This is a genomic window from Pseudomonas sp. Yb2C2 (assembly GCF_052112325.1).
Classification (GTDB): domain Bacteria; phylum Pseudomonadota; class Gammaproteobacteria; order Pseudomonadales; family Pseudomonadaceae; genus Aquipseudomonas; species Aquipseudomonas marginalis.
Window position 1 is genome coordinate 237,558 of record NZ_JAVAJK010000005.1, and the last position, 25,325, is coordinate 262,882.

Annotated in this window: 18 protein-coding genes; 7 read left to right on the plus strand and 11 right to left on the minus strand. The window is 62.4% G+C overall.

Annotated features, from left to right (window positions below):
- Position 1: 1 nt before the first annotated feature.
- The 9 genes from Q8X51_RS09195 to aspA form a co-directional block, all read right to left on the minus strand.
- A complete protein-coding gene (locus tag Q8X51_RS09195) occupies positions 2-4,615 on the minus strand; it encodes a dermonecrotic toxin domain-containing protein (RefSeq protein WP_407693728.1) in 4,614 nt (1,537 codons plus the stop codon).
- Positions 4,616-4,730: 115 nt separating this feature from the next.
- Entirely contained in the window at positions 4,731-5,822 is a 1,092-nt protein-coding gene (locus Q8X51_RS09200; protein ID WP_407693727.1) for a polyamine ABC transporter substrate-binding protein, read from the minus strand.
- Positions 5,819-6,853: a histone deacetylase family protein gene (locus tag Q8X51_RS09205; RefSeq protein ID WP_315871144.1), complete on the minus strand. Its 1,035-nt coding sequence runs from the start codon at positions 6,851-6,853 to the stop codon at positions 5,819-5,821. The genes Q8X51_RS09200 and Q8X51_RS09205 overlap by 4 nt, the downstream gene beginning before the upstream one ends.
- A gap of 139 nt (positions 6,854-6,992) precedes the next feature.
- The gene (locus Q8X51_RS09210; RefSeq protein WP_065946485.1) at positions 6,993-7,985 is read right to left on the minus strand and encodes an AraC family transcriptional regulator; all 993 of its coding nucleotides are present in this window, start codon (positions 7,983-7,985) and stop codon (positions 6,993-6,995) included.
- Positions 7,986-8,033: 48 nt separating this feature from the next.
- Positions 8,034-11,369, minus strand: a complete 3,336-nt coding sequence (locus Q8X51_RS09215; protein WP_407693726.1) for a hypothetical protein — start codon at positions 11,367-11,369, stop codon at positions 8,034-8,036.
- Positions 11,294-12,595: a hypothetical protein gene (locus tag Q8X51_RS09220; protein ID WP_407693725.1), complete on the minus strand. Its 1,302-nt coding sequence runs from the start codon at positions 12,593-12,595 to the stop codon at positions 11,294-11,296. Before Q8X51_RS09220 ends, Q8X51_RS09215 begins: the two co-directional genes overlap by 76 nt.
- Positions 12,596-12,711: 116 nt before the next feature.
- On the minus strand, positions 12,712-13,689 hold the full coding sequence (locus Q8X51_RS09225) for an asparaginase (RefSeq protein WP_407693724.1): 978 nt from the start codon (positions 13,687-13,689) through the stop codon (positions 12,712-12,714).
- 77 nt (positions 13,690-13,766) lie between these two features.
- Positions 13,767-15,212 (minus strand): alanine/glycine:cation symporter family protein, encoded by a 1,446-nt coding sequence (locus Q8X51_RS09230; protein WP_407693723.1) that lies wholly within the window; start codon positions 15,210-15,212, stop codon positions 13,767-13,769.
- A 389-nt stretch (positions 15,213-15,601) separates the two neighbouring features.
- Complete coding sequence (gene aspA / locus Q8X51_RS09235) at positions 15,602-17,026, minus strand: aspartate ammonia-lyase (RefSeq protein WP_025854459.1); 1,425 nt, start codon at positions 17,024-17,026, stop codon at positions 15,602-15,604.
- Positions 17,027-17,208: 182 nt separating this feature from the next.
- On the opposite strand from aspA, the gene Q8X51_RS09240 reads away from it, so the two are divergent.
- The 5 genes from Q8X51_RS09240 to Q8X51_RS09260 all read left to right on the plus strand — a co-directional run bounded on the left by Q8X51_RS09240 (position 17,209) and on the right by Q8X51_RS09260 (position 20,933).
- Positions 17,209-18,117: a LysR substrate-binding domain-containing protein gene (locus Q8X51_RS09240; protein ID WP_065926753.1), complete on the plus strand. Its 909-nt coding sequence runs from the start codon at positions 17,209-17,211 to the stop codon at positions 18,115-18,117.
- A 263-nt stretch (positions 18,118-18,380) separates the two neighbouring features.
- Positions 18,381-18,872 carry a 5-(carboxyamino)imidazole ribonucleotide mutase gene (gene purE, locus Q8X51_RS09245; protein ID WP_003176980.1) on the plus strand — a complete coding sequence of 164 codons (492 nt, stop codon included), beginning with the start codon at positions 18,381-18,383 and terminating at the stop codon, positions 18,870-18,872.
- A gap of 11 nt (positions 18,873-18,883) precedes the next feature.
- Positions 18,884-19,969, plus strand: a complete 1,086-nt coding sequence (locus Q8X51_RS09250) for a 5-(carboxyamino)imidazole ribonucleotide synthase (protein WP_065926752.1) — start codon at positions 18,884-18,886, stop codon at positions 19,967-19,969.
- A gap of 104 nt (positions 19,970-20,073) precedes the next feature.
- Positions 20,074-20,319, plus strand: coding sequence for a GlsB/YeaQ/YmgE family stress response membrane protein (locus Q8X51_RS09255; RefSeq protein ID WP_065926751.1), 246 nt, complete (start codon positions 20,074-20,076; stop codon positions 20,317-20,319).
- Positions 20,320-20,396: 77 nt separating this feature from the next.
- Complete coding sequence (locus Q8X51_RS09260) at positions 20,397-20,933, plus strand: DUF3299 domain-containing protein (RefSeq protein WP_027608241.1); 537 nt, start codon at positions 20,397-20,399, stop codon at positions 20,931-20,933.
- Positions 20,934-20,990: 57 nt separating this feature from the next.
- On the opposite strand, the gene Q8X51_RS09265 is transcribed toward Q8X51_RS09260, so the two are convergent.
- Both Q8X51_RS09265 and Q8X51_RS09270 read right to left on the minus strand, forming a co-directional pair.
- Positions 20,991-21,890, minus strand: coding sequence for a D-hexose-6-phosphate mutarotase (locus Q8X51_RS09265; RefSeq protein ID WP_065926750.1), 900 nt, complete (start codon positions 21,888-21,890; stop codon positions 20,991-20,993).
- Positions 21,891-21,947: 57 nt separating this feature from the next.
- Positions 21,948-22,352, minus strand: a complete 405-nt coding sequence (locus tag Q8X51_RS09270; RefSeq protein WP_003176975.1) for an acyl-CoA thioesterase — start codon at positions 22,350-22,352, stop codon at positions 21,948-21,950.
- Between the two features lie 409 nt (positions 22,353-22,761).
- Here Q8X51_RS09270 and Q8X51_RS09275 point away from each other — a divergent pair, with 409 nt between their 5' ends.
- A complete protein-coding gene (locus tag Q8X51_RS09275; protein ID WP_027608244.1) occupies positions 22,762-24,051 on the plus strand; it encodes an MFS transporter in 1,290 nt (429 codons plus the stop codon).
- A 267-nt stretch (positions 24,052-24,318) separates the two neighbouring features.
- A complete protein-coding gene (locus tag Q8X51_RS09280) occupies positions 24,319-25,305 on the plus strand; it encodes a phosphate ABC transporter substrate-binding protein PstS (protein ID WP_016978637.1) in 987 nt (328 codons plus the stop codon).
- The last annotated feature ends 20 nt before the right edge of the window (positions 25,306-25,325 follow it).

Here is a 25,325-nt window from a genome sequence, read left to right on the forward strand (position 1 = left end):
GTCAGGCCTGGAAAAACAACGAGCGGGCCAGGATCGGGCTGATTTCACTGCGATAAATCGCGATCTGATCACGGTCGCTCAAGCCCGTGCGGTGCACAGCACCCCCCAGCTTCTGCTGGTCGCGGGTCTTGAGGTGGCCGGCGGTGTAGTGCTCCAGCGCCGCCTGGGGAGACTCATAGTGAAAGTGCGCATACCAGAGCACCGCATGGGTCTGGTGATCACGCACCTCGTATTCGTCCAGGTAGTTTTTGCCGGGGCCCTTGAGCCGCCGCCGGGTGACCACTTTGGCGATTTTCACCAGGCCTTGGCTGTGCAGCCACTCCACCCGTGCCGCCGTGGGTGGTTGTTGTTTGGTCATGCTGATGCGGGTGCTTGTGCCCAGTTCGTATAGCCGTTGTGCGGCGTCATTGAGCCGGCGGTTCAGGGCGGCGGCGGGCGGACGGTCGCTTTCCGTGAGGTTGAGCCGGGTGAGCGCCTCTTCGATCGTGGCCATTGCGTGTTCAAGGCGTGCGGCGTACTGGTGGAACATCTCTTCGATTTCCACCGGAATACGCCCGGCTTTCTTCGCGTGGTCCAGGGTGCGCACGGTGGCGGCGGGCTCTTCATCCAGCAGGCTCTGGGCGGCGTCGATGCTGCTACCCAGGTCGATCACCTGGGGCTCACGCGGGCTTGAGGGTGTGCTCTGGCGTTCGACCCAGACCCCAGGGGTTTTTTCGTGAAAGGTCGCGATGAGTTTGCCCGTCACTGGGGCCTTGACGTCCACCAGGCCGCTTTCGGCTTCACGGGGCTCGCCCACCACCACCCCGTTAAAGCGTGTCTTGATGACTTTGCGCTTGGGTGTCGGGGGGGCTTTTGATGGGCCAGGCTTGGGCTCCAGGGCTTTACGTTGCCTGATCAAGAGCGCCAGTTCATGCACCGCCTGTTGGTTGAATTCATCGATGCGTTGGCGCAGGTGTTCCAGGGGTTCTCGCTGCACCTGTTCCGGGTGTTCGGCGTGCAGGTCCAGCAGGCGTTGGTCGACAATCGCGAACTGGTCGACCAGGCTGTTGAGCACTTCAATACGCTCGTGCAGGTCGCTGATGCTGGTTTCCACCAGGGTCTCGATCCACGTTTGCACCGTGAGATCGGCGGTATCCACGATGTCATTGAGTTGTACCCGGGCGTCGGTGAAGGCCTCCCCGCTGCCTTCGCCAATACACAGGTAGCGGCTGAGGGTGAGTTGCATGGCCTTGAGGTCGTGCAGCTTGAAGTCGGGCAGGGCCTGCACGCTGGTGTGGATGACCTTGGCACCCTCTATGCCCAGGCTTTCCAATTGGCGATAGCGCGATTGCGCATACTCCATGCGGTTGATCATATCCAGGTTCAGCTTCGCCATCGTCTGTGCGATCTCGTTACGCTGCTTGATGTCCAGGGCGGTGACGGCTTCCATGTCTTCCACCGACACCAGCAACTTGTCGCGAAAGACCGGCAAGCGTTCCGAGATGGCCGAGCGGGTCAGCAGCAGTTGTTTGTTCAGGTAGTCGATCATCGAACTCTGGTAGTTGGGTACCGAATCGATGACATTCAGCGAACGTAACTGGCGAATGGGCACGTCATAGTCGGCCAGGCGGCTGTCGACCTTGTCGAGGAACGCCTGGCGCTGGCGATCGGAGGAGGGCCCGGGCACCGGGTCTATCGCGGCGTGGGCCTGGGCGACTTCAGCTTGCCCGCGCCGTTCGTCAGCATCGAATTGGTTGAGTTTCTGCCGGAGGTCGGTGATCCGCGAAGGTGCCTTGCCGCGAGCCGATTGCCGGCGATTCCTGAAACCGGCACCGCGCAGGCGCAGGCGAGTGTCGACAAACCATTGCCCGGCCAGGTTGCTCACCAGCAGCGGGCCGACGTGAGTGGGGCGGCCCGGATCGACGATCATGACATTGTCGTTTTCATCCACCGCCACCTCGAACCAGCGTGCGCCCACCGGCGCGTACCATTTATCGGCAAGCGCACAGAGATGCAGGTGCGGCCCTGTTTCCTTGACGGCTTCCCCCAGCCCGTCGGGCCTGGCCACTTTGAAGCGATCCAACGTGGCCCCCAGGCTTGTCGGAGAGCGTTGGAGTGCGCCGCTGTTGTACAGCGGGCCTTGATGGCGAGCGGGCGGTTCGGCGTCGGGCAAGTCGGGGCGGCGCATCACGGGGATCCGGCGCTCCGGCGGCAGTCTGGTTTCAGGCGCTTGGGTCGGGGTGGCTTCATGTTTCGGCAACGTGGCCTTGGGCGTCTTTCGCAGCGGCGGATGGCGTAGGGCGACGTGCAGCACCAGGGCCATGCCCAGGTTGAGCAGCAGATCCACCTGGGCTGTCCAGGACACCTGCCCGTCAGGCTCCGGCTCCGCCTGGGCGGTCGCCTGCAGGTCGTCCATGATTTGCCAGATCCAGGCCGCGATGCCCACGGTGCGGCCCATGAATGGCAACGCCGCGCTGAAAATCAGCCAGCCGGCTTCTCGATAGCTTGCCCAGCGTTTCTGGGCGTTGGACACCGATTGCCGCGTCGCCAATTCAACCATCGCGTTGGCGTTGTCCCTGAACAGCGTCGCCAGGCTGTCGTTGCCCATCACTTCGTCGCTCAAGGCCAGGGGGCCGCTCATTTGCACCACCACTTGCGGCTCCACCAACCCGCGCACCACGGTCCACGGCGAAGGTAATGCGGCAGGGAAGACATACTGCTCGTAGTTGAAGCGCACATCTTCGGCCAGCCAGGCCAGTACCGAGTCGCGCAGGGTGCGGTGATGCTTGATGGCGTACAACAGGTTTTGCCGTGACGGGTACTGGATCAGCACCGGCTCCAGCAGTGGGCGGTACAACAGGCACGGGCCTTGGGTGTGGTCGCGGGGGCCGATCACAAACATATTCGCCACCCCATCCTGCGCCTGGCTGGTGCGCAGGGTTGGAATGAACGCCAGGCGCCGGATGACGATCTCTTGCCCCTCGACCTGCCGTTCATGGACGTGTGCCTGCACCGCGGCAGCGATATAGCGATAACCGCGATCATCGATGCCGTGCAGGCCCTGGATCTTCCACTGCAAGGCCAGCAGTGGCAGTTGCACCCGCAAGTGCGAGGTGTAGAGGGTTTGCCGGCGCCTTGATTGAACGGGGTCGTCGAGCAAGGTGTGTTTGATCAGCGTCGGGTAGCGTTCACCGATGTCGAGGGTTTCGATCACGTCCTTGAGGTAGTTGTACGTCAGCCATTGCGGCCCCTCGCCGCCGTTGTAGTGCACGCTGGGCGTACCGGTGGGCAGCCCGGTGAGGTTTTCCAGGGCCAGGTCGATCAGGCTGCGCCGGGTGATGTCAGTGGTTCCGGGCAGCACGAAGGTGCCCCAGACCACCGGGCTCTCGATGCTGATCTCTATCTTGTCCAGGTTCAGGCTCGCGCCATTTGCATGGGCCTTGATCCGGTTTTGCAGTTGCTGCCTGGCGTAGTCGCGGATCGGCGGGATACCGTCCTGGAAAGACTGCCCGTGGTTGTGGGTATGCAGTTCGGCCAGCTCGATCACATAACGGCTGTAGGTCGATACGTCCAGGTCCGAGGCATTGGCAAGCCAGTCGGGAAGTTGCTCGTGGATCTGGCGGATGCTCGACAATGAGTGATCGCTCAAGTCTTCAATCACCGGCAGGATGCGCGCGACGGCCTGGCCGGTGACGGCAGCCGTGGCGGGGGCTTCAAGGTCGGCGGAGCCAATTGATCCGATGGCCTGCAATTGCAGGGCGATCAGGTTGCACGCCAGGCTGTCGAAAAAATCCCCGGCGGGTTCGTACAATCGCCATTGCACGGTTACCTCCCCCTCCGCTTGAGTCAGTGCCGCGGGCAAGGCTTCGCCGAGCTTTTGCAGTGACTCGAATTTCTCGTAGCCGTTGATCAGCGAATACGTCAGGACCCGCTGGCGTTGCTCATGTACCCCGATCAGCACCGCGATATCCGACAGGCCGACGTGAGTGGAGCGGTTGTTTTTAAGTCCATCTATATCGATCAGGTAAGCGTGTGTCTGGAATGTGTCGAAGTTCCGACGCTTGGCCCGGTCCGGAAAGTGGAACAACGTCCTGGCCATGGCGCAATCGTGTTCATCCCAGCCGTCCTGCGCGGTGACGTTCCACACGTTGCGCAGGGAATGGGAAAGTGTTTGCCAGCGTGGGCCCGCCAGGCCGTTGGAAGCGTTCCAGTAGTCAAGTTGCTGCTCCTGGAAGGCGGTAAAGATCAGCGCCGCCAGCTCATTGATCAGCCGCGCAATGGCATCGATCTGCACCGGCAGGTGCACGGCGGGCTTGGCCTCGGGCTCCAGGGTGAGGAAGTGTTCGCCGTCGATATAGATCACCGGCTCGGGCGCCAGGGCCTGGTTGGCCAGCACCGAGGTCAGCGATTGCGCGGTGGCGGGTGCGGATTGGATGACATCGCCAACGATGCGCCAGCGCGGCGTGATGACCATGGCCAGGTCAGGGTCGATAGCGAGTGTCGGGTATTGCTCCATGAGGGACGAACGCAACAGGTTGGCGGCAACGTCGCGGATCGACGGGCCGACGCTCAGTTGCGTCAGCAGCTCATAGCTGCTGGGCGGGCGATTGTTGCTAGGGGGTGAATCGTTGGGCATCTGCAGCTCCTTGGCCTGGGTCGGCATGAAGAGCTGCAAGGTAATTGGCGCTGCGGCCGGGCGGTCGGTAGATAAGTCATCATGGCCGGGAAGCGCACTTCCCGGCCACATTTGCTCAGGTCCCGGACTTGATCCTGGACCAGGCGCGGGTCCTGGCGCGTTCGGCGTCACGTCCCAGAGGTTTCAAGGTATAGAGCGTGGCCATCGCGGCTTCGGTGGGGTACAGGTTGGGATTGTTGCGGATCGCCGGGTCCACCTGCCCGGTAGCGTCTTTGTTGGGATTGGGGTAGCCGACAAAATCACTGATCGGCGCAATGACGTGCGGTTGCAGCAGGTAGTTGATGAAGGTGTAGGCGTCCTGGGGGTTCTTCGCGCCCTTGGGAATGGCGAGCATGTCGAACCAGATCGGCGCGCCTTCCTTGGGCAGGCGCATGTCTACGATCACGCCGTTCCTGGCCTCCTTGGCGCGGTTGGCGGCCTGGGAGAAGCTGCCGGAGTAGCCGACGGCGACGCAGATGTCGCCGTTGGCGATATCGGCCATGTACTTGGAGGAGTGGAAGTAGGTGATGTACGGGCGGATCTTCAGCAGCAAGGCTTCGGCTTTTTCATAGTCCTTGGGGTTGTTGCTGTTGGGGTCCAGGCCCAGGTGCTGCAAGGCCAGGGGCAGGATCTCCGAGGGTGAATCCAGCAGTGCCACGCCGCATTGCTTGAGCTTGCTGATGTTCTCCTCCTTGAAGATCAGGTCCCAGCTGTCCACCGGTGCATCTGCGCCCAGCGCGGCCTTGACCTTGTCGGGATTGAAACCAATCAGGATGGTGCCGTACATGTAGGGCACGGCGAATTTGTTGCCCGGGTCGTTGGCCTCGATCAGCTTCATCAACTTGGGATCGAGGTGGTTCCAGTTCGGCAACTGGCCGCGGTCCAGGGCCTGGAACACACCGGCCTCGATCTGTTTGGCCAGGAACACGTTGGACGGCACCACCACGTCATAGCCGGAATTACCGGTGAGTAGCTTGGCTTCCAGGGCTTCGTTGGTGTCGAAGATGTCGTAGACCAGTTTGATCGACGGGTTTTGGGCCTTGAAGTCTTCCAGGGCCTTGGGGGTGATGTAGTCGAACCAGTTGTAGACCCGCAGGTTTTTTTCTTCAGCGTGCGCGGCGGTGCTTAATACGGCGGCGCAGAGCACAAGCGACTTGAACAGATTCATTCGACTGCCCCTTCAAAACCTTCGAGAACGTTGACGGCATTGATGCCGATTTCTTCCACCGCGTAACCGCCTTCCATCACGAACAGCGTCGGCTTGCCCAGGCGGGCGATACGCTTGCCCATGGCCAGGTAGTCGGGGCTGTCGAGCTTGAACTGCGAGATGGGGTCGTCCTTGAACGTATCGACGCCCAGGGACACCACAATGACGTCGGCGCCGTAGCCCTCAATCGCCTGGCAAGCCTGTTCCAGTGCGGCGCTCCAGGTGTCCCAGCCCGAACCGGCCGGCAACGGATAGTTAAAGTTGAAACCCTCTCCGGCCCCGTCGCCCCGCTCATCGGCATAGCCGAGAAAAAACGGAAACTCGGCTTCCGGGTGCCCGTGGATCGAGGTAAAGAGCACGTCACTGCGCTCATAGAAAATCGATTGGGTGCCGTTACCGTGGTGGTAATCCACGTCGAGGATCGCAACCTTCCTGTGGCCGTGATCGAGAAATGCCTGGGCGGCGATGGCGGCGTTATTGAGGTAGCAATAACCGCCCATCAAGTCGCTGGCGGCGTGGTGTCCCGGTGGCCGGCACAGCGCGAAGGCACTGTGGGCGCCTTGCTGGATCGCCCGTTGCGCGGTCAGCGCCACCTGCGCCGCACTGTAGGCTGCCTGCCAGGTGCCGGCGGTAATCGGCGCGCCGCCGTCGAAGCTGTAGTAACCCAACTGGCCGTGCAGGCTGGTGGGCATGACGGCGCGCAGGGTACGGGCGGGCCAGGTATAGGGCAGCAGGTCGCCGTCCTGGCCGAACTCGAGCCAACGGGCCCAGGCACCTTTGAAAAAATCCAGGTACTCGCGGCTGTGGATGCGCTGCAAGGGGGCCAGGCCAAAGTCCTGCGGGGCTTGCACCGGGCCGAGCTGGCGGTCCTTGACCCGCTGCAGCACATGGTCGGCGCGGGCGGGCATTTCGAAGCAGGGCATCAATTGCCCGTCCATCAATTCACAACGGCCGTGGTGCAGATGATGATCGTCCGAATAGATCGTCAGCATTGTTGTTCTCCGCAGGCTGCTTGGGATGCCTTGCAGTGTTGCGGCGTGGGCAGGTTTGGAGAACGGCAGGAGCGGCCAAAAGGGGATAAATATGGCCAAAGCCTGTGTCCGTTATTCGCCCCATGTGGGGGCACGCGACTCAAGCGCGGAACTGACTCGGTGCCACGCCGCTCCAGCGTACGAAGGCGTGCCTGAAACTTGCGGTTTCACTGAAGCCTAACTGCTCGGCGATGCGATAGATCGGCAGTTGGTCCTCGCCCAGCAACTGCTTGGCCCGCTCGAAGCGTAACTCGTCCAGCAGTTCCTGATAGCTGCAACCCAGGTCATGCAGATGCCGGCGCAAGGTGCGCGGCGAACAGTTCATCTGCCCGGCCAGGCCATCGATGCCGGGGGCGGCGTTCAATTGGGCGGCCAGCAATTGGCGTACCCGGCCGAGCCAGGCCTGGCGCCCGGTGAATTCGGTGTTCTGTTTGCGGCAGCGCTCGGCCATGGCGCGGTGGGTGATGGGGTCGGCCAGCGGCAACGGCTGGTCGAGCCAGCGCCGGTCGAAAGCGAAGGCATTGGCGCTGGCAGCGAAGGCAAGAGGGCAATCGAAGTGCTCGGCATAGCGTGCGCGATAGTCGGGGGCGCGGTGTTCGAAACGCGCACCGAGCAACGGCAGGGCATGGCCCAGCAGATCGTCACAGATGACCTTCAACGACACCAGGCAGAACTCGACATTGAAGGTGGCCAGCGCCGGGTTTTCCCGATACCCGTCGGCGGTGAACCAGATGCGCTGGCCGTCGTCTTCCAGGCTCAGCTCGAAAAGTGTTCCCAACAGCGCCGGATAGCGCAGGGCCAGGCGCAAAGCGTCACCGAAGGTGGCACTGGTCAGCAGCGCGTAGCCGAGCATGCCGTAGGATGACACGTGCATGCGCCGGCCCAACTCCAGGCCGATATCGCGGCGCAGGGCCACGGCATTGGCACACACGCGCATCTCCTGGTTGGTGGTGATGCGCGTGTCGGCGCGGTTCAGGTCGGCGCCGCAGATACCGCTGCCGGCCAGCAGCACGTCGCGGCTCACGCCCTCGGCCCTGAAGGTGTCGAGTACCAGGGAGACGGCGTTGAGCGTAGTCAGGTGCGAGTGCAGCATGGGGGAGTCCTGCCAGGGTTTGCCCAGAGGCAGCAAGGAGTGTGCCGCCTACTTGTGGTCAAAAAATAGCCGTTTGGCCGCCTCCAGGCTGATCTCGCTGCGGTAATAGTCGATTTGCTGCTGCTCGTTCAGGCCTTTGACCGAGTCGGCCGCCGAGCCTTGTCGATATTCATGGGTGGTTTTCAACCGTGCGCTGAGGTAGGCCTTGGCAGGCGTCCAGTCGGTCGAATAATGAAAGTGCGCGTACCAGAGCACTTGATGGGTCGCGCGCTCGGTGATGATGTATTCGTCCAGGTAGTCCGGTGTGCTGCTTTTGAGCCGGCGACGCCTCACGGATTTCTTGATGACGATCTCGTCGCGCTCGCTCAGCCATTCGACGCCTTTGGTGGTTGGGGGCTGATGCTTGATCATGCGCGTCATGCTTTCGGATGCGCGTCGGTACAGGTCCTGCGCGGCGTCGTTGAGCTGCTTGCCAAGGGCGGTTGCCGATTGGGTTTGATCGGCTGTGATGGTGCTGTCGGCCAGGGCCTGCTCGATGTGCCGGTTGGTCTCTTCCAGCAGCAACGCGTGACGGTGGTACAGGTATTTGATGCCGACGGCGGTGCGCCCGGCTTGGCGTGTTTGCTCGATGGCCCGTTGCCTGAACGCGGGCAAACCGTCCAGCAGCGTGCGGCCCTGCCCGAGGCTGGCTTGAAGCTCGGGCACCGCCTGCTCGGTGTGTGCAGGGCTCAGCCGTTGCACCCAGACGTTGGGGCTTTTCTCATGGAAGGTGGCAATGACCTGTCGGGTCAGCGGTGACTTGATATCCACCAGGTCAGTTTCAAGGCCGACCGCCGTCAGGCGGGGCTCGCCGATCATCACGCCGTTGTAACGGGTATGGATGAATTTCTTCAAGGGCTTGGGGGGCGTCGGTGGAGGGGTGGGCCGGTTGCGCAGGATGTCCCGCTCAGCGTGCAGTTGGGACAGATGAGTCAAGGCCTGCCTGGAGAAATCCTTGACCTGTTTGCGCAGGCGTTCCAGCGGGGAGAGGTGGGTCAGGCTGGAAAACTCCTGGGAGAAGTCCTCCAGGCGCTCGTCAAGGACCTTGAACTGTTCGATCAGGCTGCTCAGGGATTCGATGCGTTCGTCCAGCCGCGCCTCGCTGCGTTCGTTGAGGGTGTCGCGCAGGGCCTGGACCGACAGATCGGCGTTGTCGACAATCTCATTGAGGTTGGCCCAGGCCTGGGGTGCACGGGTCGCGCTGTCCTCCGGCAGGCACAACCTGCGCGCCAGGGTTATCTGCAGGGCCTTGAGGTCGATGCTGGTGTAGGCCGGCAGTTTTTTCCTGGCGCTCTGGATCAACTGCACGCCCTCCTTGGCCAGGGCCTTGAGTTGAGTGAAGCGCGCATGGGTGTAGTCCAGGCGGGTGATCATGTCTTCACTCATCTCGGTCATTTGTCGCGCGTCTTCGACGTACCGCGCCGGGTGCCGGGTGTCGGGGTGTTCGAGCTGGTCAAGCACGACCCTGAGCTGGGGGGTGAAGGTGGTCTGGGCCTCCCTGATCGCGGCTTCGGTAAGCTCCAGTTGCGCTCTTATATAACCCAGGGCTTTTTGCTGGTAGTCGGGGACCGGGGTGAACACACTCAGGGTCTTGAGGTGTTGCAGTGCCGCTTCGTAATCCGCGCTTTGCTGGTCGAGGGTGTCCATGTAGTGCTGGCGTTTGACTTCTGCAGCGTTACCGGAGACGTCGGTCATGGCCTGGCGGGCCTGTTGCAGCGCTCTTTGTGCGGTCTTCTTGGCGTTTTCGAAGGCCTCAAGCTTGGCCCGTACTTCGGCGGCCTTGAGGGTCGCTTCCGCTTCGGCTTTGTTGAGCATGCGCTTGGGGCCGCCGCCGCGCAGGCGCAGGCGGGTGTCGACGAACCATTGGCCGGCGGCGTTGTGAATCAGCGGCGGTCCGGTTCGATCCGGCTGCCGAGGGTCGATGATGACCACGTTGCCCTCGTCGTCCGCGCTCACTTCAAACCAGCGCTCGCCGACCTGTGCGTAGAGACGCTGGGCGACGCGGGTAAGGTGGCGGGTCGGCCCCGGGCGGGTGTCGACGCTGCTCGCCGCGCCAGGCTGGCTGACTTTGAAACGGTCCAGCACCCGCCCCAGGGTGGCGGGCGAGCGATTGAGCGCGCCGCTGGTATGCAGCAGTGGAGTGTGGCCCGCTGGGCTTTCATTGCCGGCGATGGCGCCCAGCTGTTTGATCTCGACACGCTGCCCTGCCGAGGGCTCGGTCGGCCTGGATTCCCGCTCGGGCCGAGCGCCGCAGGGACGCAGGCGCGTGCTGATATGCAGGGTAATCGCCATCGACAGGTTCAGCAGCACGTCGGTGAAAGTGGTCCATTGGACCGCGGTGTCATCCTGCTCCGTGGCCCCGACAAACTGTTGCAACTGATCGACGATCTGCCAGATCCACAGGCCTGTCGCCACGCTGGGGCTGGTAAAGGGCAGCGCGGCATTGAGGAGCGTCCAGCCGGTTTGCTTGAGGGTCGCCCAGCGGTTTTCGGTATTGGAGGTCGACTGGCGGTCGGCCAGCTTGACCAGGGCCTGGGCGTTGGCTTCAAACAGCCCGGCGAGCAGGTCACCCTTGAGTGGGTCTTTGCCCAGGCCGATGGGGCCGCTCATGGTTTCCAGTGTCGAGGCGTCCACCAGAAAATCGGCGACAGCCCAGGGAGAAGGCAATTCTCCCGGGAACACATAGTTGGCGTAAGCATCGCGCGCGCTGTCCGGCAACCAGGCCAGCACCGAACGGCGCAGGTCGGGGGACTGGGCAATGGCGTACATCAGGTTGGCCGGGGACGGATATTGCACCAGGGCCGGGGTGAACAGAGGTCGATAGAGCAGGCAGGGGCCGGCGGCGGGATCTTGCGGGCCGATGACGTACATGTTTTCGACCTCATCGGCAGTGGCGTCGCCCCGCCGTTGCGGGATGAACGCCAGAGGCCGCATGACGATGGTCTGCCCGTCTACTGTGTGATCCGAGGCATCGGCTTGCATCAGGGTGGCGACGTATCGATAGCCGCAGTCATCGATGCCATCCTGTTGCTGAATCTTGCCTTGCAGGGCCAGTAACGGCAGCTGGATGCGCAGGTGCTGGATGTAGAGGTTCTTTCGCGATGAGGCCTCGCGGGGCATTTCCAGCAGCTTGCTTTTGATCAGCGCCGGGTAGTTCTGGCCGATGTCCACCCGGGAAACGAGGCTCTCGATGTACTCGACGGTCAGCCAGTCCGGCAGATTTTGGCCGTTATGCAGCTGCAAGGTCTTGTTGCCGACCGGGATGGCGATCAGTTGTGCAGCGCCAGTTCGGCGAGGTTGAAGGTGGTGGTCTCGGTCATGCCGGGCACCGTGAAAGTCCCCCACACCACCGGCTGCTGGACTTTCAGGGTGAGCGTATCCAAGGCCAGGGCACCGGCTTGCGGGTGGTCCTTGAGGATTTCCGCCTTGAGATGATTGAGCGCGTACTGCTCGATGGGCGGGATATCGTCCTGATACGACTTGCCGCCGGTGCTGCTGTTCAGGGACGCGAGGTCCTTGAGATGCCGCGCATAGAAGTTCAGGTCGGACGTCGACGCCTCCTGCAGCCAGCCCGGCAGCGCCTGCTGATACCACTCGCGGCCGGGGCCGGGGCCGGTGGCCAACTCGGTGGCACCGGGTGGCGGAGCCGTGTCCGGGTGGCGCAGGTCGGAGAAGTCCAGGCTGCCGATAGCCTCGACCTGCAAGGCAATCAGGCTGCAGGCCTGGTGATCGAAAAAATTGCCGTCAGGTTCGAACAGGCGCCATTGCAACTGTGTGCGGGGCGCCGAGGTGTCCAGGCGAGCGGGCAGGCTCCGGCCCAGCTGTTCCAGGGACGCGAACTTCTCATAGCCCTTGAGCAGCGAGTGGGTGAGGATAACGTCTCGCCCGGCCTGCTTGCCGATCAGGACCGACAGCGCGAGCCGGTTGAGGTGGGTCACCTGCGCGCCGTCGACCTGATCGATGTCGAGCAGGTAGGCGTGGCTGGTGTATGGGTCGTCGAGCCGTCGCACATCGTAGGTGGGCGCGTGAAACAACTGGCGCGCCATGGCGCAGTCGCTTTCGTTCCAGCCCGGTGCCTGCCGGACATTCCACACCCCGCGCAATGAGTTGGACAGCTGATGCCAATGGGGGCCGCTGCCGTTGCTTTTGTTCCAGAACGCCAGCTGTTGCTCCTGCCAGGCCGCCAGCATGACGGGGGCCAGGGTATTGAGCAGATGGGCGATGTCACCGATGCGCACCGGCAAATGGGTTGGCGGCTCGGTGAGCGGTTGCTGGGTCAGGAAGTGTTCGCCTTCGATGTACAGGGTCGGTTCGCCGAGCACGGCCTGATCGGTCAGGCTGTCGCTCAGTGTGCCGTAGGCGGTGGTAGTGGCGCAGGCCTGTTCGTCGATGATGTCCCAGCCGGGGGTGCCGATCAGGCAGATATCGGGGTCGATTGCCAGTGTGGGGTAGCGGGCCTGCAGCGCCTGGCGCAACAACACCGCCGCCACCTCCCTGAACGACGGGCCTGTTAACAGTTGGGTGAGCAATTCCAGTGGCTGTTGTGAAGCGATTGAGATGGGCGTGGTCATGGGGCATCCCTGTCTTGCCGGTTGATGGGAACGGCCCGAGGTGTTCGCTCGGGTGTTCCATGCTAGGGGCCGGCCAGCCAGGGAAGGGGGTGACTATCTACAGTGCGGCGGTGGGGTCAGCTCAGTTCGCCGCACAGGTCCAGCTCTACCAGTCGCCGGACTTCGGCGATGGACAGCCCGGCCCCGAGCAACGCGTTGAGCTTGCCGAATACCGCTTCACGGGTCATGCCGCCACCTGACAACACGCCCACGCCGCGCAGGCGGCTGCCGGCTTCGTACACATCCAGTTCCACGCCGCCTTCATGGCATTGGGTGATTGCCACGACCACGATGCCGTTTTCTTCGGCGCGCTGGAGGCTGGCAAGAAACTCAGGGTTATCGCTGGGCCCGGTGCCGCTGCCGAAGCATTCCAACACCAGTGCCTGGATGCCACTGCCGAGCAGTGCGCCCAATTGTGCTGCGGCGATGCCCGGTACCAGCGGCAATACGCCGACATTGGCCAGGGCCTTCGGCTGGCGGTAATCCAGCGCGGCGGGCAGCGCTTCGGCTTGGGCCACACCGCCGTTGCGCTGTAGCGCGGCGAACGGATGGCGACCAAAGCTGCGGATCTTCGCGCAGCGGGTCGGGGCCATCAGCGCGCCGTGGAAGTACAGGTGCACGCCGGGCGCCAGGCCCTCGCCCAACGCCAGCAGGGCTCCGCTGACGTTTTCCCAGGCATCGCTGTCGGGGACGCCGGCAGGCAACATCGAGCCGGTGAACACCACCGGCGCCGGCAAGCCCAACAGCTGGAAGCTCATCGCCGCCGCGCTGTAGGCCAGGGTGTCGGTGCCGTGCAGGATCAGCACGGCATCGCAACCGTCATCCACGGCCTCGACCACGGCGGTGCGCAGGCGCTGCCAGTAGGCGGGGGTCATGTTGGCGCTGTCGATCAGCGGGGACATTTCCCGGAAGCGCCAGGCGGGTACTGACACGTTGGCGAGCTGTTCGCGCATGCGCGCTTCAAAACCGGATGCGGGCGCCAGGCCATTGGCGCTGGCCTGCATGCCGATGGTGCCACCGGTGTAGAGCACCATGAGGTTATTGGCTGGGGACATCGAAGATTCTCCTGAACGAAAAACGCCGCCGGGCCCAGAGCATGCCCAAGGCCGGGCGGCGTGTCATCTGTCTACGCTCAGCGTTGCACTTGAGCGTTCAGTTCTGCCGATGCGGCAACGTCCGGTTTTGCCGGGTTGGCCGGCCAGGCCTCGCGGTCCAGGTCCAGGTCTGGGAACTGGCTGGAGTCGAACACCGGGGTCTTGATGCCTGCCGCGCGCTGGTTGTCGTAGTCGTTCAGGATGCGCATGGCAATCTTGAACAGGAACGCCAGGGCAAACAGGTTGACGAACGCCAGCATGGTCATGGTGATGTCGGCGAAGGCGAACACGGTGCTCAGGTTCTCGATCGAACCCCAGAAAATCAGCACCAGCACCAGCGCGCGATAACCCATCAGCACCTTGCGGTTGTTGCCCACCAGGAAGCGCAGGTTGCTCTCGCCCAGGTAGTAGTTGTACATGATCGAGGTAAACACGAACAACGCCAGGGCCACCGAGATAAACATGCGGCCCCAGTCACCCACCACAGCGGCCAGGGAGTTCTGGGTCAGGGCAATGCCGTCGCCTTCGAAGCCTGGGGTGTAGAAACCGGAGAGCAGGATCAGCAATGCGGTGCAGGTGCAGATCACGAAGGTGTCGAGGAACACGCTGAACGCCTGGACCACGCCTTGGGCGATCGGGTGTTCAACCGACGCTACCGCCGCCACGTTCGGCGCACTGCCCAAGCCGGCTTCGTTGGCGAACACGCCGCGCTTGACGCCCATGATGATCGCGCTGCCCACCAGGCCACCGAAGGCTTGGTCGAGGCCGAAGGCGCTTTTGACGATGGTCGCGAGCATGGCCGGTACGTGGTCGAATTGCAGCACGATCACATACAGGGTCACGGCGATGTAGACCAGGGTCTTGACTGGCACCAGCAGGTCGGCGATCGAGGCGATGCGCTTGATCCCGCCGATGAACACCAGGCCCAGCAATACCGCCAGGGCCAGGCCGGTGTAGGTGGTGTCCAGGCCGAACGCGTTGTTCAGTGAGTGAGTCACGGCGTGGGCTTGCAGGCCGTTGAAGGCGAAGCCGAAGGTCACCAGCAGCAGGAACGCCATGACCATGCCCAGCCAGCGCTTGTGCAAGCCGTGCTGGATGTAATACGCCGGGCCACCACGGTAGGTGCCTTCAGCGTCGGTGCGCTTATAGAGCTGGCCGAGGGAGCACTCGATAAAGCTCGAAGACATGCCCACCAGCGCGGTGACCCACATCCAGAACACGGCACCGGGACCACCCAGGGTCACGGCAATGCCGACACCGGCGATGTTACCGGCACCGACGCGGCCGGCCAGGCTGAGCATCAGCGCCTGGAACGAGCTGAGTTGATCGGAGCTGCTTTTGAGGCTGTCGCGAAACACCGCGAACATGTGGAAGAAATGACGAAACTGAACGAAACGCGAGCGGATCGTGAAATAACCGCCGAGCCCGACAATGAGCACGATCAGTACTTTCCCTGAGAGGAAGTCGTTGATGACTTCGAGCATGGAGTGTTCCTCGCTGATTTTTCTAATGGCAAACGCAGGACGGTTCGACGCATCGCTCGGCACCAGGCAGTGCACGACGCTTCGGCCCCAATCCTTTTGCGGGTGTTGTTATTCATGCGCTTTCGCTGCGTGCTAGCCGTTGTCGACGGCCGCAGACGCGAAGAGGGGCGGCACTATACCTAGGCGAACGTGATCCGTCTGCCCGGGCCGATTAAAGGTTTCAGCCAAGCCATTACAGGGGAGGTGGGTTTGCGGTGCGATATTGGATTTTTTATGGGCGTCATTTCACAACCTCGGAGCAAAAAAAAGGGCCTGAAGAACGAGCCTTCAGGCCCTCAAAAGGTGAGAGGTGTCTAGTCCCTCAACCTGGTGAGCGGTGCAACAAACGCTTAGGCCTTCAACGGGACCAGGCGTGGGGCAATCATGTTTTCGGGGCGCAGGATGTCGTCGAGCATGGCGTCGTCGAGCAAGCCTTCTTCGCGCACCAGTTCCAGCACGCCGCGGCCGCTTTCGAGGGCGATACGCGCAATGCGGGTGGCGTTTTCATAGCCGATGTACGGGTTCAGCGCGGTGACCAGGCCGATGGAGTGTTCCACCAGTTCGCGGCAGCGGGCTTCGTTGGCGGTGATGCCGACGATGCAGTGCTCGCGCAGCATGTCCATGGCGCGTTGCAGCAGGCGGATCGAGTCGAAGATCTTGAAGGCGATCAGCGGCTCCATCACGTTCAGTTGCAGCTGGCCGCCTTCGGCCGCCATCGTCAGGGCCAGGTCGTTACCGATGACTTGGAACGCGACTTGGTTGACGGCTTCCGGGATCACCGGGTTGACCTTGCCGGGCATGATCGAGCTGCCTGGCTGGCGCGCCGGCAGGTTGATCTCGTTGATGCCGGTACGTGGGCCGCTGGACAGCAGGCGCAGGTCGTTGCAGATCTTCGACAGTTTCACCGCGGTACGCTTGAGCATGCCGGAGAACAGTACGAAGGCGCCCATGTCGGAGGTGGCTTCGATCAGGTCGGCAGCCGGGACCACTGGCTGGCCGCTGATAACGGCCAGGCGTTGTACGGCCAGGGCCTGGTAGCGCGGGTCGGCGTTGATGCCGGTACCGATGGCGGTGCCGCCCAGGTTCACTTCGGTCAGCAGTTCTGGCGCCAGGGTTTTCAGGCGGGCCAGGTCTTCACCGAGGGTGGTGGCGAAGGCGCGGAATTCCTGGCCGAGGGTCATCGGCACGGCGTCCTGCAATTGGGTGCGGCCCATTTTCAGCACGTGGCTGAATTCGACGCCCTTGGCGGCGAATGCCTGGATCAGACTGTCGAGGCTGGCCAGCAGCGCGTCGTGGCCCAACAGCAGGCCCAGGCGGATCGCGGTCGGGTAGGCGTCGTTGGTCGACTGCGCCATGTTCACGTCGTTGTTGGGGTGCAGGTACTGGTATTCGCCCTTGTTGTGGCCCATGGCCTCCAACGCGATGTTGGCGATGACTTCGTTGGCATTCATGTTGGTTGAAGTGCCGGCGCCGCCTTGAATCATGTCCACCACGAATTCTTCGTGGAAATCGCCGCGGATCAGGCGGGCACAGGCTTCGCTGATGGCCGCGTGCTTGGCTTCGCTGAGCTGGCCCAACTCGCGGTTGGCGTCAGCCGCCGCTTGCTTGACCATTGCCAGGCCGACCACCAATTTCGGGTAATGCGAAATCGGAACGCCCGAGAGGCGGAAGTTATTCACCGCTCGCAGGGTCTGGATGCCGTAATACGCTTGGGCAGGTACTTCGAGTACGCCAAGCAGGTCTTTTTCTGTGCGGAATGATGCAGCGGAGGACATGACGGAAATCATCTCGATATGGACCCGGAACAGGCCGGAACGCTGCGAATGCTAGGCCTGTAGGAAATTTTGGGCCAATGCTGTTAAACACTGGCCTATGCATAAACGGCATAATGTGAGTGTGACCCGGCTATCATGGCGGGCGTGTGTGCCAAAATGGTGCGTATCCGTGGGAGGCAGTGATGAACCTTGAGAGCAAATGGCTGGAAGACTTCAGTGCCCTGGCGGCGACTCGCAGCTTTTCCCAGGCGGCCGAGCGGCGCTTTGTCACCCAGCCGGCGTTCAGCCGACGTATCCGCAGTCTTGAGGCCGCATTGGGCCTGACCCTGGTCAACCGCTCGCGCACGCCGGTTGAGCTGACGGCGGCGGGGCAGTTGTTCCTGGTCACCGCGCGTACCGTGGTCGAGCAGCTCGGCGAAGTGCTGCGCCATTTGCATCACCTGGAAGGCGGGCAGGGCGAAGTCATGCAAGTGGCCGCAGCCCACTCCCTGGCGTTGGGTTTCTTTCCGCGCTGGATCGCGCAACTGCGCAACGACGGCCTGAACATCGCCACGCGGCTGGTGGCCACCAACGTCGGCGATGCGGTGCATGCCCTGCGTGAAGGCGGCTGCGACCTGATGCTGGCGTTCTACGACCCGGATGCGGCGATGCAAATGGACGCCGAAATCTTCCCCTCACTGCACCTGGGCAACACCGAAATGCTCCCGGTATGCGCGGCCGACGCCGACGGCAAGCCGCTGTTCGACCTCGAAGGCGAGGGCAGTGTGCCGCTGCTGGCCTACAGCGCCGGGGCGTTCCTCGGCCGTTCGGTGCACCTGTTGCTGCGCCAGCGCGCGCTGCGCTTTACCACGGTGTACGAAACCGCCATGGCCGACAGCCTCAAAAGCATGGCCCTGGAAGGCCTGGGCATCGCCTGGGTGCCGCAACTGAGCGTGCGTGCCGAACTGGCCCGCGGTGAATTGGTGGTCTGCGGCGGGCCGCAATGGCATGTGCCGCTGGAAATTCGTCTGTATCGCTGCGCGCTGGTGCGCAAGGCGAATGTGCGGTTGTTGTGGCGCAAGTTGGAAGGTGGCGCGGCGCAAAGTACCTGAGCCTAATCTCGGGCCGAGTGCAGGGCAAATGTGGGAGGGGGCTTGTGGTGATTTGGCTGACTTGAAAGTCAATAAAACCGCCACTTTGCCCCGCTAGACAGATGGTCATCCCAGGGGCTGTTTATCTGGATTATTACGGTATACTGCGCGGCCTTCGGCCGGTCCAACCGGCCACATTTCGTACAACAAGCCACGCCGGATTTCCCGCGTGGCTTGTTGTTTTTTGACGCGCCTGCGGGCGCCCAGAGAGAAGAGGCACGACGATGAGTGCATTGGTTGGCGTGATCATGGGCTCCAAGTCCGATTGGTCCACCCTTAGCCACACCGCCGATATGCTGGAAAAACTCGGCATTCCGTATGAAGTGAAAGTGGTCTCTGCCCACCGCACCCCGGATTTGCTGTTCCAGTATGCCGATGAAGCAGAATCCCGTGGCATCGAGGTGATCATTGCCGGTGCCGGTGGTGCCGCACACCTGCCGGGCATGTGTGCGGCCAAGACCCACCTGCCGGTGCTTGGCGTACCGGTGCAGTCGGCAATGCTCTCGGGCGTGGATTCGCTGTTGTCCATCGTGCAGATGCCGGCCGGTATCCCGGTGGCCACCCTGGCGATCGGCAAGGCCGGCGCGATCAACGCAGCCCTGCTGTCCGCCAGCATCCTGGGCGCCAAGCACCCGCAGTTCCACGCGGTGCTGAAGAAATTCCGCGCCGAGCAGACAGACAGCGTGCTGGACAATCCAGACCCACGTATCGCCTGAGGGTGTTGACGATGAAAATCGGTGTAATCGGTGGCGGCCAACTGGGCCGTATGCTGGCCTTGGCGGGCACCCCGCTGGGGATGAACTTCGCTTTCCTGGATCCTGCGCCGGACGCGTGTGCGGCAGCCTTGGGTGAACACCTGCGCGCTGACTACAGCGACCCGGACCACCTGCGCCAACTGGCCGACGAAGTCGACCTGGTGACGTTCGAGTTTGAAAGCGTCCCGGCCGAAACCGTGGCCTTCCTGTCGCAGTTCGTACCGGTGTACCCGAGCGCCGAAGCCTTGCGCATTGCCCGTGACCGCTGGTTCGAGAAGAGCATGTTCAAGGACCTCGGCATTCCGACCCCAGCCTTCGCCGATATCCAGTCCCAGGCGGACCTGGACGCCGCCGTCGCCAGCATTGGCCTGCCAGCCGTGCTCAAAACCCGCACCCTGGGCTACGACGGCAAGGGCCAGAAAGTCCTGCGCACCGCCGCCGATGTGGTCGGCACCTTCGCCGAACTGGGCAGCGTGGCCTGCCTGCTGGAAGGCTTCGTGCCGTTCACCGGCGAAGTCTCGTTGATCGCCGTGCGTGCCCGGGATGGTGAGACCCGCTTCTACCCGTTGGTGCACAACACCCACGACAGCGGCATCCTCAAGCTGTCCGTGGCCAGCACCGATCACCCGTTGCAGGCCCTGGCCGAAGACTATTCCAGCCGCGTGCTCAAGCAGCTGGATTACGTCGGTGTGATGGCGTTCGAGTTCTTTGAAGTCGACGGCGGCCTCAAGGCCAACGAAATCGCCCCGCGTGTGCATAACTCCGGGCACTGGACCACCGAAGGCGCCGAGTGCAGCCAGTTCGAAAACCACCTGCGCGCTGTCGCGGGCTTGCCATTGGGCTCCACGGCCAAGGTCGGTGAGAGCGCGATGCTCAACTTTATCGGCGTGGTACCGCCGGTGGAGCGCGTGATCGCCATCCAAGACTGCCACCTGCATCACTACGGCAAGGCCTTCAAGGCCGGGCGCAAGGTCGGCCACGCCAACCTGCGCTGCAAGGACCGCGCAACGCTGCAAGCGCAGATCCTCAAGGTCGAAGCGCTGATCGCCGAGCAATAACCCGGGGATCGGCGGGAACCATTGGTTATCGCCGTCCTCTGATTGCAGGATGCCAAAGCCTGTCTAGGCTTTGGCATAGCTCACTTCATTCAGAGGGAAATGCCATGGGTATCATCGGAACCATCTTTATCGGCTTGATCGTCGGCCTGTTGGCGCGTTTCCTCAAGCCCGGCGACGACAGCATGGGCTGGATCATGACCATCCTGCTGGGTATCGCCGGTTCCCTGGCCGCGACCTACGGTGGCCAGGCACTGGGTATCTACCAGGCGGGTCAAGGCGCAGGCTTTATCGGCGCACTGGTCGGCGCCATTGTGCTGCTGGTGCTCTACGGCCTGATCAAAAAGAAGTAATCAGCCGACAAAGTCCTCTGCGCTGCGCAGGCGCAGAGGGCTAGAATGCTCGCCACTTGTACTTGCCGAGCCTCTCCATGCGCCGTCTCCTGTTGACTCTCCTTCTGCTGGGCTCTGGCCTGGCCCACGCCGGTGAATTGCCGGAAACCGACTGGCTCGACCTGATGCCGCTGTCGGACCAGAAGGCCCTCGAGGCCATGCCCGAGATCGACCACAACTCCCCCGAAGCCCAAGGCACGTTCACCGACAAAGGTGGCCTGAAGCAGAGCAAAGGCTTGCCGGCGGTGATGTATTCGACCAAGACCGTGGCTGCCATGAACGGCAGGAACATCCGCATCGGCGGCTACCCGGTGCCGTTGGAAACCGACGCCAAAGGCCGCAGCACCCTGTTCTTCCTGGTGCCATACCCGGGCGCCTGCATCCACGTGCCGCCACCGCCGCCTAACCAGTTGGTGCTGGTGCGTTATCCCAAGGGTTTGAAGCTGGATGATATCTACACGCCGCTGTGGGTGACCGGCACGTTGAAGGTGGAGACGGTGAATAACGATTTGGCCGACGCCGCCTATGCGCTGGATGCGGGCAAGGTGCGGGTCGTAAAGGAATCCGATCTATAAGCTTACGCTGAACCCAATGTGGGGGGCGGTGTGCCCCTCCCACATTTTCGATTGGGTTTACAGGGCGATAGCGGTGATGCTCACGCCCAGCGTGTGGCTTTCACCTGGGGCCAGGCTCACCACATCATCCAGCACATTCGCCGTCTCGATGCACAGCATGCCCTGCCAGCCATCATCGGCCATGTCGTCGAAGGCTTTGGCGCGTTCGGTCCAGGGGTTCCAGATCACGGTGGATTTCGAGCCTTGGCTGGTGAGCTGGATGCGACGCTGCCAGTCCTGATCGAGGATGCTCAGCGACGGGGGCGTATCGAGGTAGATGCGGTCGGTCTCGGCAGTGAAGTGCAGCAGGCCGGACTGGGTTTTCTCGCTCCAGCCATCGGCGGTATCGATGTATACCGAGCCGTCCAGGCCTTCGACCTGCACGTTGCGTACGTCGCTCACGGCGAAATAGGTGTGCAGCGCCTGGCTGAGCGTGACAGTGTCGTTGCCACGGTTGTGGCTGGTCAGGCGGATGTGCAGTTGGTTGTCCAGCAGCAGGCTCAGGCTCAGGTCGACCTGATGGGGCCAGCCGGGGAAGCCGCCTGCAGGAACCGGTAGTTGCAGGTCCACCCGCAGCGCTTCACCTTCAAGGGTGGTCCCGGCCAATGCCCAGGTCGCGGTACGCACGAAACCGTGAGCGCCCGCAGGCTGATCACTTTGGCGCATCGCCTTTACGCTGGGCGGGTTGCGGTCGAACACCCCAAACCAGGGCCAGCACACCGGGACGCCGGTACGAATGCCCTTGCCCTTCTTGAACACCGCCTCAGGGTTCGGCCAGATCAGCGGCTGCTCGCCTTCGCGGCCGTAACTGAAGATATGCGCGCCCTGCTGGGCGATCATCAGTTCGGCGCCGTTATGGCGGATGCGCCAGCAGTCCAGTTCGTCGACTTTCACGGTCTCAACGTGGGGCGTAGGCATAACAGGCACTCTCAATGGCAGGCAATGGGGCAATTGACCGTCAAAACCCCGCGAGGTTTAACGCGCGCGCGATGGCACCGAGCGTGTGCGGCCGCTGCCATCGATAGCGACGAACACAAACACCGCCTCGGTGACCTTGCGCCATTCGCTGGACAGCGGGTCGTCGCTCCACACTTCGACCATCATCTGGATCGAGCTGCGGCCGATTTCCAGGGCCTGGGTATAGAAGGACAATTGCGCGCCCACTGCCACCGGCACCAGGAACGCCATGCGGTCAATGGCCACGGTGGCCACACGCCCGCCCGCGACCTTGCTGGCCATGGCGGTACCGGCGAGGTCCATCTGCGCGACCAGCCAGCCGCCGAAAATATCGCCAAAACCGTTGGTTTCACGCGGGAGCGCGGTGATTTGCAGGGCGAGATCGCCTTGCGGGATAGGATCTTCTTGTTCGAGTTCGATCATGCCGGGGGGCCTCTGACCCGTGACGCTTTTATAGGTGGAGCAAGGTGGATAGCCGACTGTTAGAAAAACGTTTCAGCACAAACATACTCCGTTCGATACGTTTCTCGTAAGGCGTGCTAAAGGGAAACTCTGCCAAATCGGCTGGATGGCACCCAACGGCGTTTTGGCGCAGCAGCCCCTCAAGCCTGGGGTTCTTGCGCTTGCAAGGGCCGAGTATATCGAGACCCTGGCGCCACGACGACCTCCCGACGCTCATTTGGTCGGTAAATAGCCGCTGTATCGCGGCTTTTGCGCGCAACTGTTCTCCTGGCGCTGTGCTTTTACAAGCGATTTGCTATCTTGCCAGACCCGCCGCCAGTCCCGGGCGTGCCGTCCTTATCAAGCTGACTACTATAAGAGAAGCCTTGCCATGTCCTCCGTGCCCGCAAGCAGTGCGCAACCGTCGCGCCCGCTGACCCGCAACGACTACAAAACCCTGTCGCTGTCTGCCTTGGGCGGGGCGCTGGAGTTTTATGACTTCATCATTTTCGTGTTTTTCGCCACCGTGGTCGGAAAACTGTTCTTCCCTGTCGATATGCCCGAATGGCTGCGCATGATGCAGACCTTCGGCATCTTCGCCGCCGGTTACCTGGCACGCCCGCTGGGCGGCATCATCATGGCGCACTTCGGTGACCTGCTGGGCCGCAAGAAGATGTTCACCCTGAGCATCTTCATGATGGCGGTGCCGACCCTGATCATGGGCCTGCTGCCGACCTACGCGCAGATCGGCCTGTGGGCGCCGGTCCTGTTGCTGTTGATGCGCATCATCCAGGGCGCAGCGATTGGCGGTGAGGTCCCGGGCGCCTGGGTGTTCGTGTCCGAACACGTACCGCCGCGCCACATTGGTTACGCCTGCGGCACCCTGACCAGCGGCCTGACCGCCGGTATCCTGCTGGGTTCGCTGGTGGCCACTGCCATCAACACTATTTACAGCCCGGAGCAGGTCTCGGATTACGCCTGGCGCATTCCTTTCCTGCTCGGTGGCGTGTTCGGCCTGCTGTCGGTGTACCTGCGCCGCTGGCTGCATGAAACGCCGATCTTCGCCGAGATGCAGCAACGCAAGACCCTGGCCGCCGAGCTGCCATTGCGTGCCGTGCTGCGCGACCACCGTGGTGCCATCGTATTGTCGATGCTGCTGACCTGGCTGTTGTCGGCCGGCGTCGTGGTGGTCATCCTGATGACCCCGACCGTGTTGCAGACCATCTACCACTTCAGCCCGACTGTTGCGCTGCAAGCCAATAGCCTGGCCATCGTGACTTTGAGCCTTGGCTGCATTGCCTCCGGCGCCCTGGCTGACCGTTTTGGTGCCGGGCGTGTACTGGTAAGCGGTTGCGCATTGCTGCTGGCGACCTCCTGGACGCTGTACCACAGCCTCATGACCCACCCGGACTGGCTGTTCCCGCTGTACGCCTTGACCGGCCTGTTCGTCGGCACCATTGGCGTGGTGCCTTACGTGATGGTGAAAGCCTTCCCGCCCGTGGTGCGCTTCAGTGGCCTGTCGTTTTCCTACAACGTGGCCTACGCCGTGTTCGGCGGGCTGACGCCGCTGGCGGTGTCGCTGCTGATGAAGGAAAGCCCGATGGGCCCGGCTTACTACGTGGCTGTCCTGTGTGTGATGGGGATGGTGGTGGGTGGGTATCTGTGGAAGCGCGGGCGGTAACCCCGTTTAGCGCTTTTACCGGTAACCATGTGGCGAGGGAGCAAGCTCCCTCGCCACATGCCTTGCGTTTTATAACAATTACAGCTTGTTTCCAAGAAGTCGCTTAGTCGCTCTAACCTCCTCGTACGTCCCGACCTTCTCTCCTTTTGTTGTGTGATCTCCAATGCTGGCCTTTCATCCAATTGTCATATTTCAGACATAGAGTGTTCACACGGCCTCTCGATACTTGGCCCCGATCCAACTATCCCTATCTGCTAGGAGCAAGGCATGAAACTGAAACGTTTGATGGCGGCAATGACTTTTGTCGCTGCTGGCGTTGCGACCGCCAACGCGGTGGCCGCAGGTGTTGATCCGGCAATCCCGGCTTACGTCAAGACCACTGGTGTGTCGGGCAACTTGTCCAGCGTCGGTTCCGATACCCTGGCCAACCTGATGACCCTGTGGGCCGAGGGTTACAAAAAGGAATACCCGAACGTCAACATCCAGATTCAAGCTGCCGGCTCCGCCACCGCGCCACCTGCGCTGACTGAAGGCACCTCCAACCTGGGCCCGATGAGCCGCAAGATGAAGGACACCGAACTGGCGGCCTTCGAGCAGAAGTACGGCTACAAGCCAACCGCTATCCCGGTTGCCGTGGATGCCCTGGCCGTGTTCGTGCACAAGGACAACCCGATCCAGCACCTGACCATGGAACAAGTCGACGCGATCTTCTCCTCGACTCGCCTGTGCGGTGGCAAAGCCGATGTGAAAACCTGGGGTGACCTGGGTGTGACCGGCGACCTGGCCAACAAGCCAGTGCAACTGTTCGGCCGTAACTCGGTATCCGGCACCTACGGCTACTTCAAGGAAGAAGCCCTGTGCAAAGGCGACTACAAGCCTAACGTGAACGAACAACCCGGCTCGGCTTCGGTCGTGCAGTCGATCAGCTCTTCGCTGAACGGCATCGGTTACTCGGGCATCGGCTACAAGACCGCCAGTGTGAAGACCGTGGCCCTGGCCAAGAAAGGCAGCACTGACTTCATCGAAGACAGCGAAGAAAACGCCCTGAACGGCAAATACCCGCTGTCGCGTTTCCTCTACGTTTACGTCAACAAAGCCCCGAACAAGCCTCTGGCCCCGCTGGAAGCCGAGTTCGTGAAACTGGTTCTGTCCAAACAGGGCCAGGAAGTTGTCGTCAAGGACGGCTACATCCCACTGCCAGCCAAGGTTGCCGCCAAGGCCCTGGCTGACCTGGGTCTGAAAGAAGGCAACTGATTGCCTCTGCGGGGCCGGAA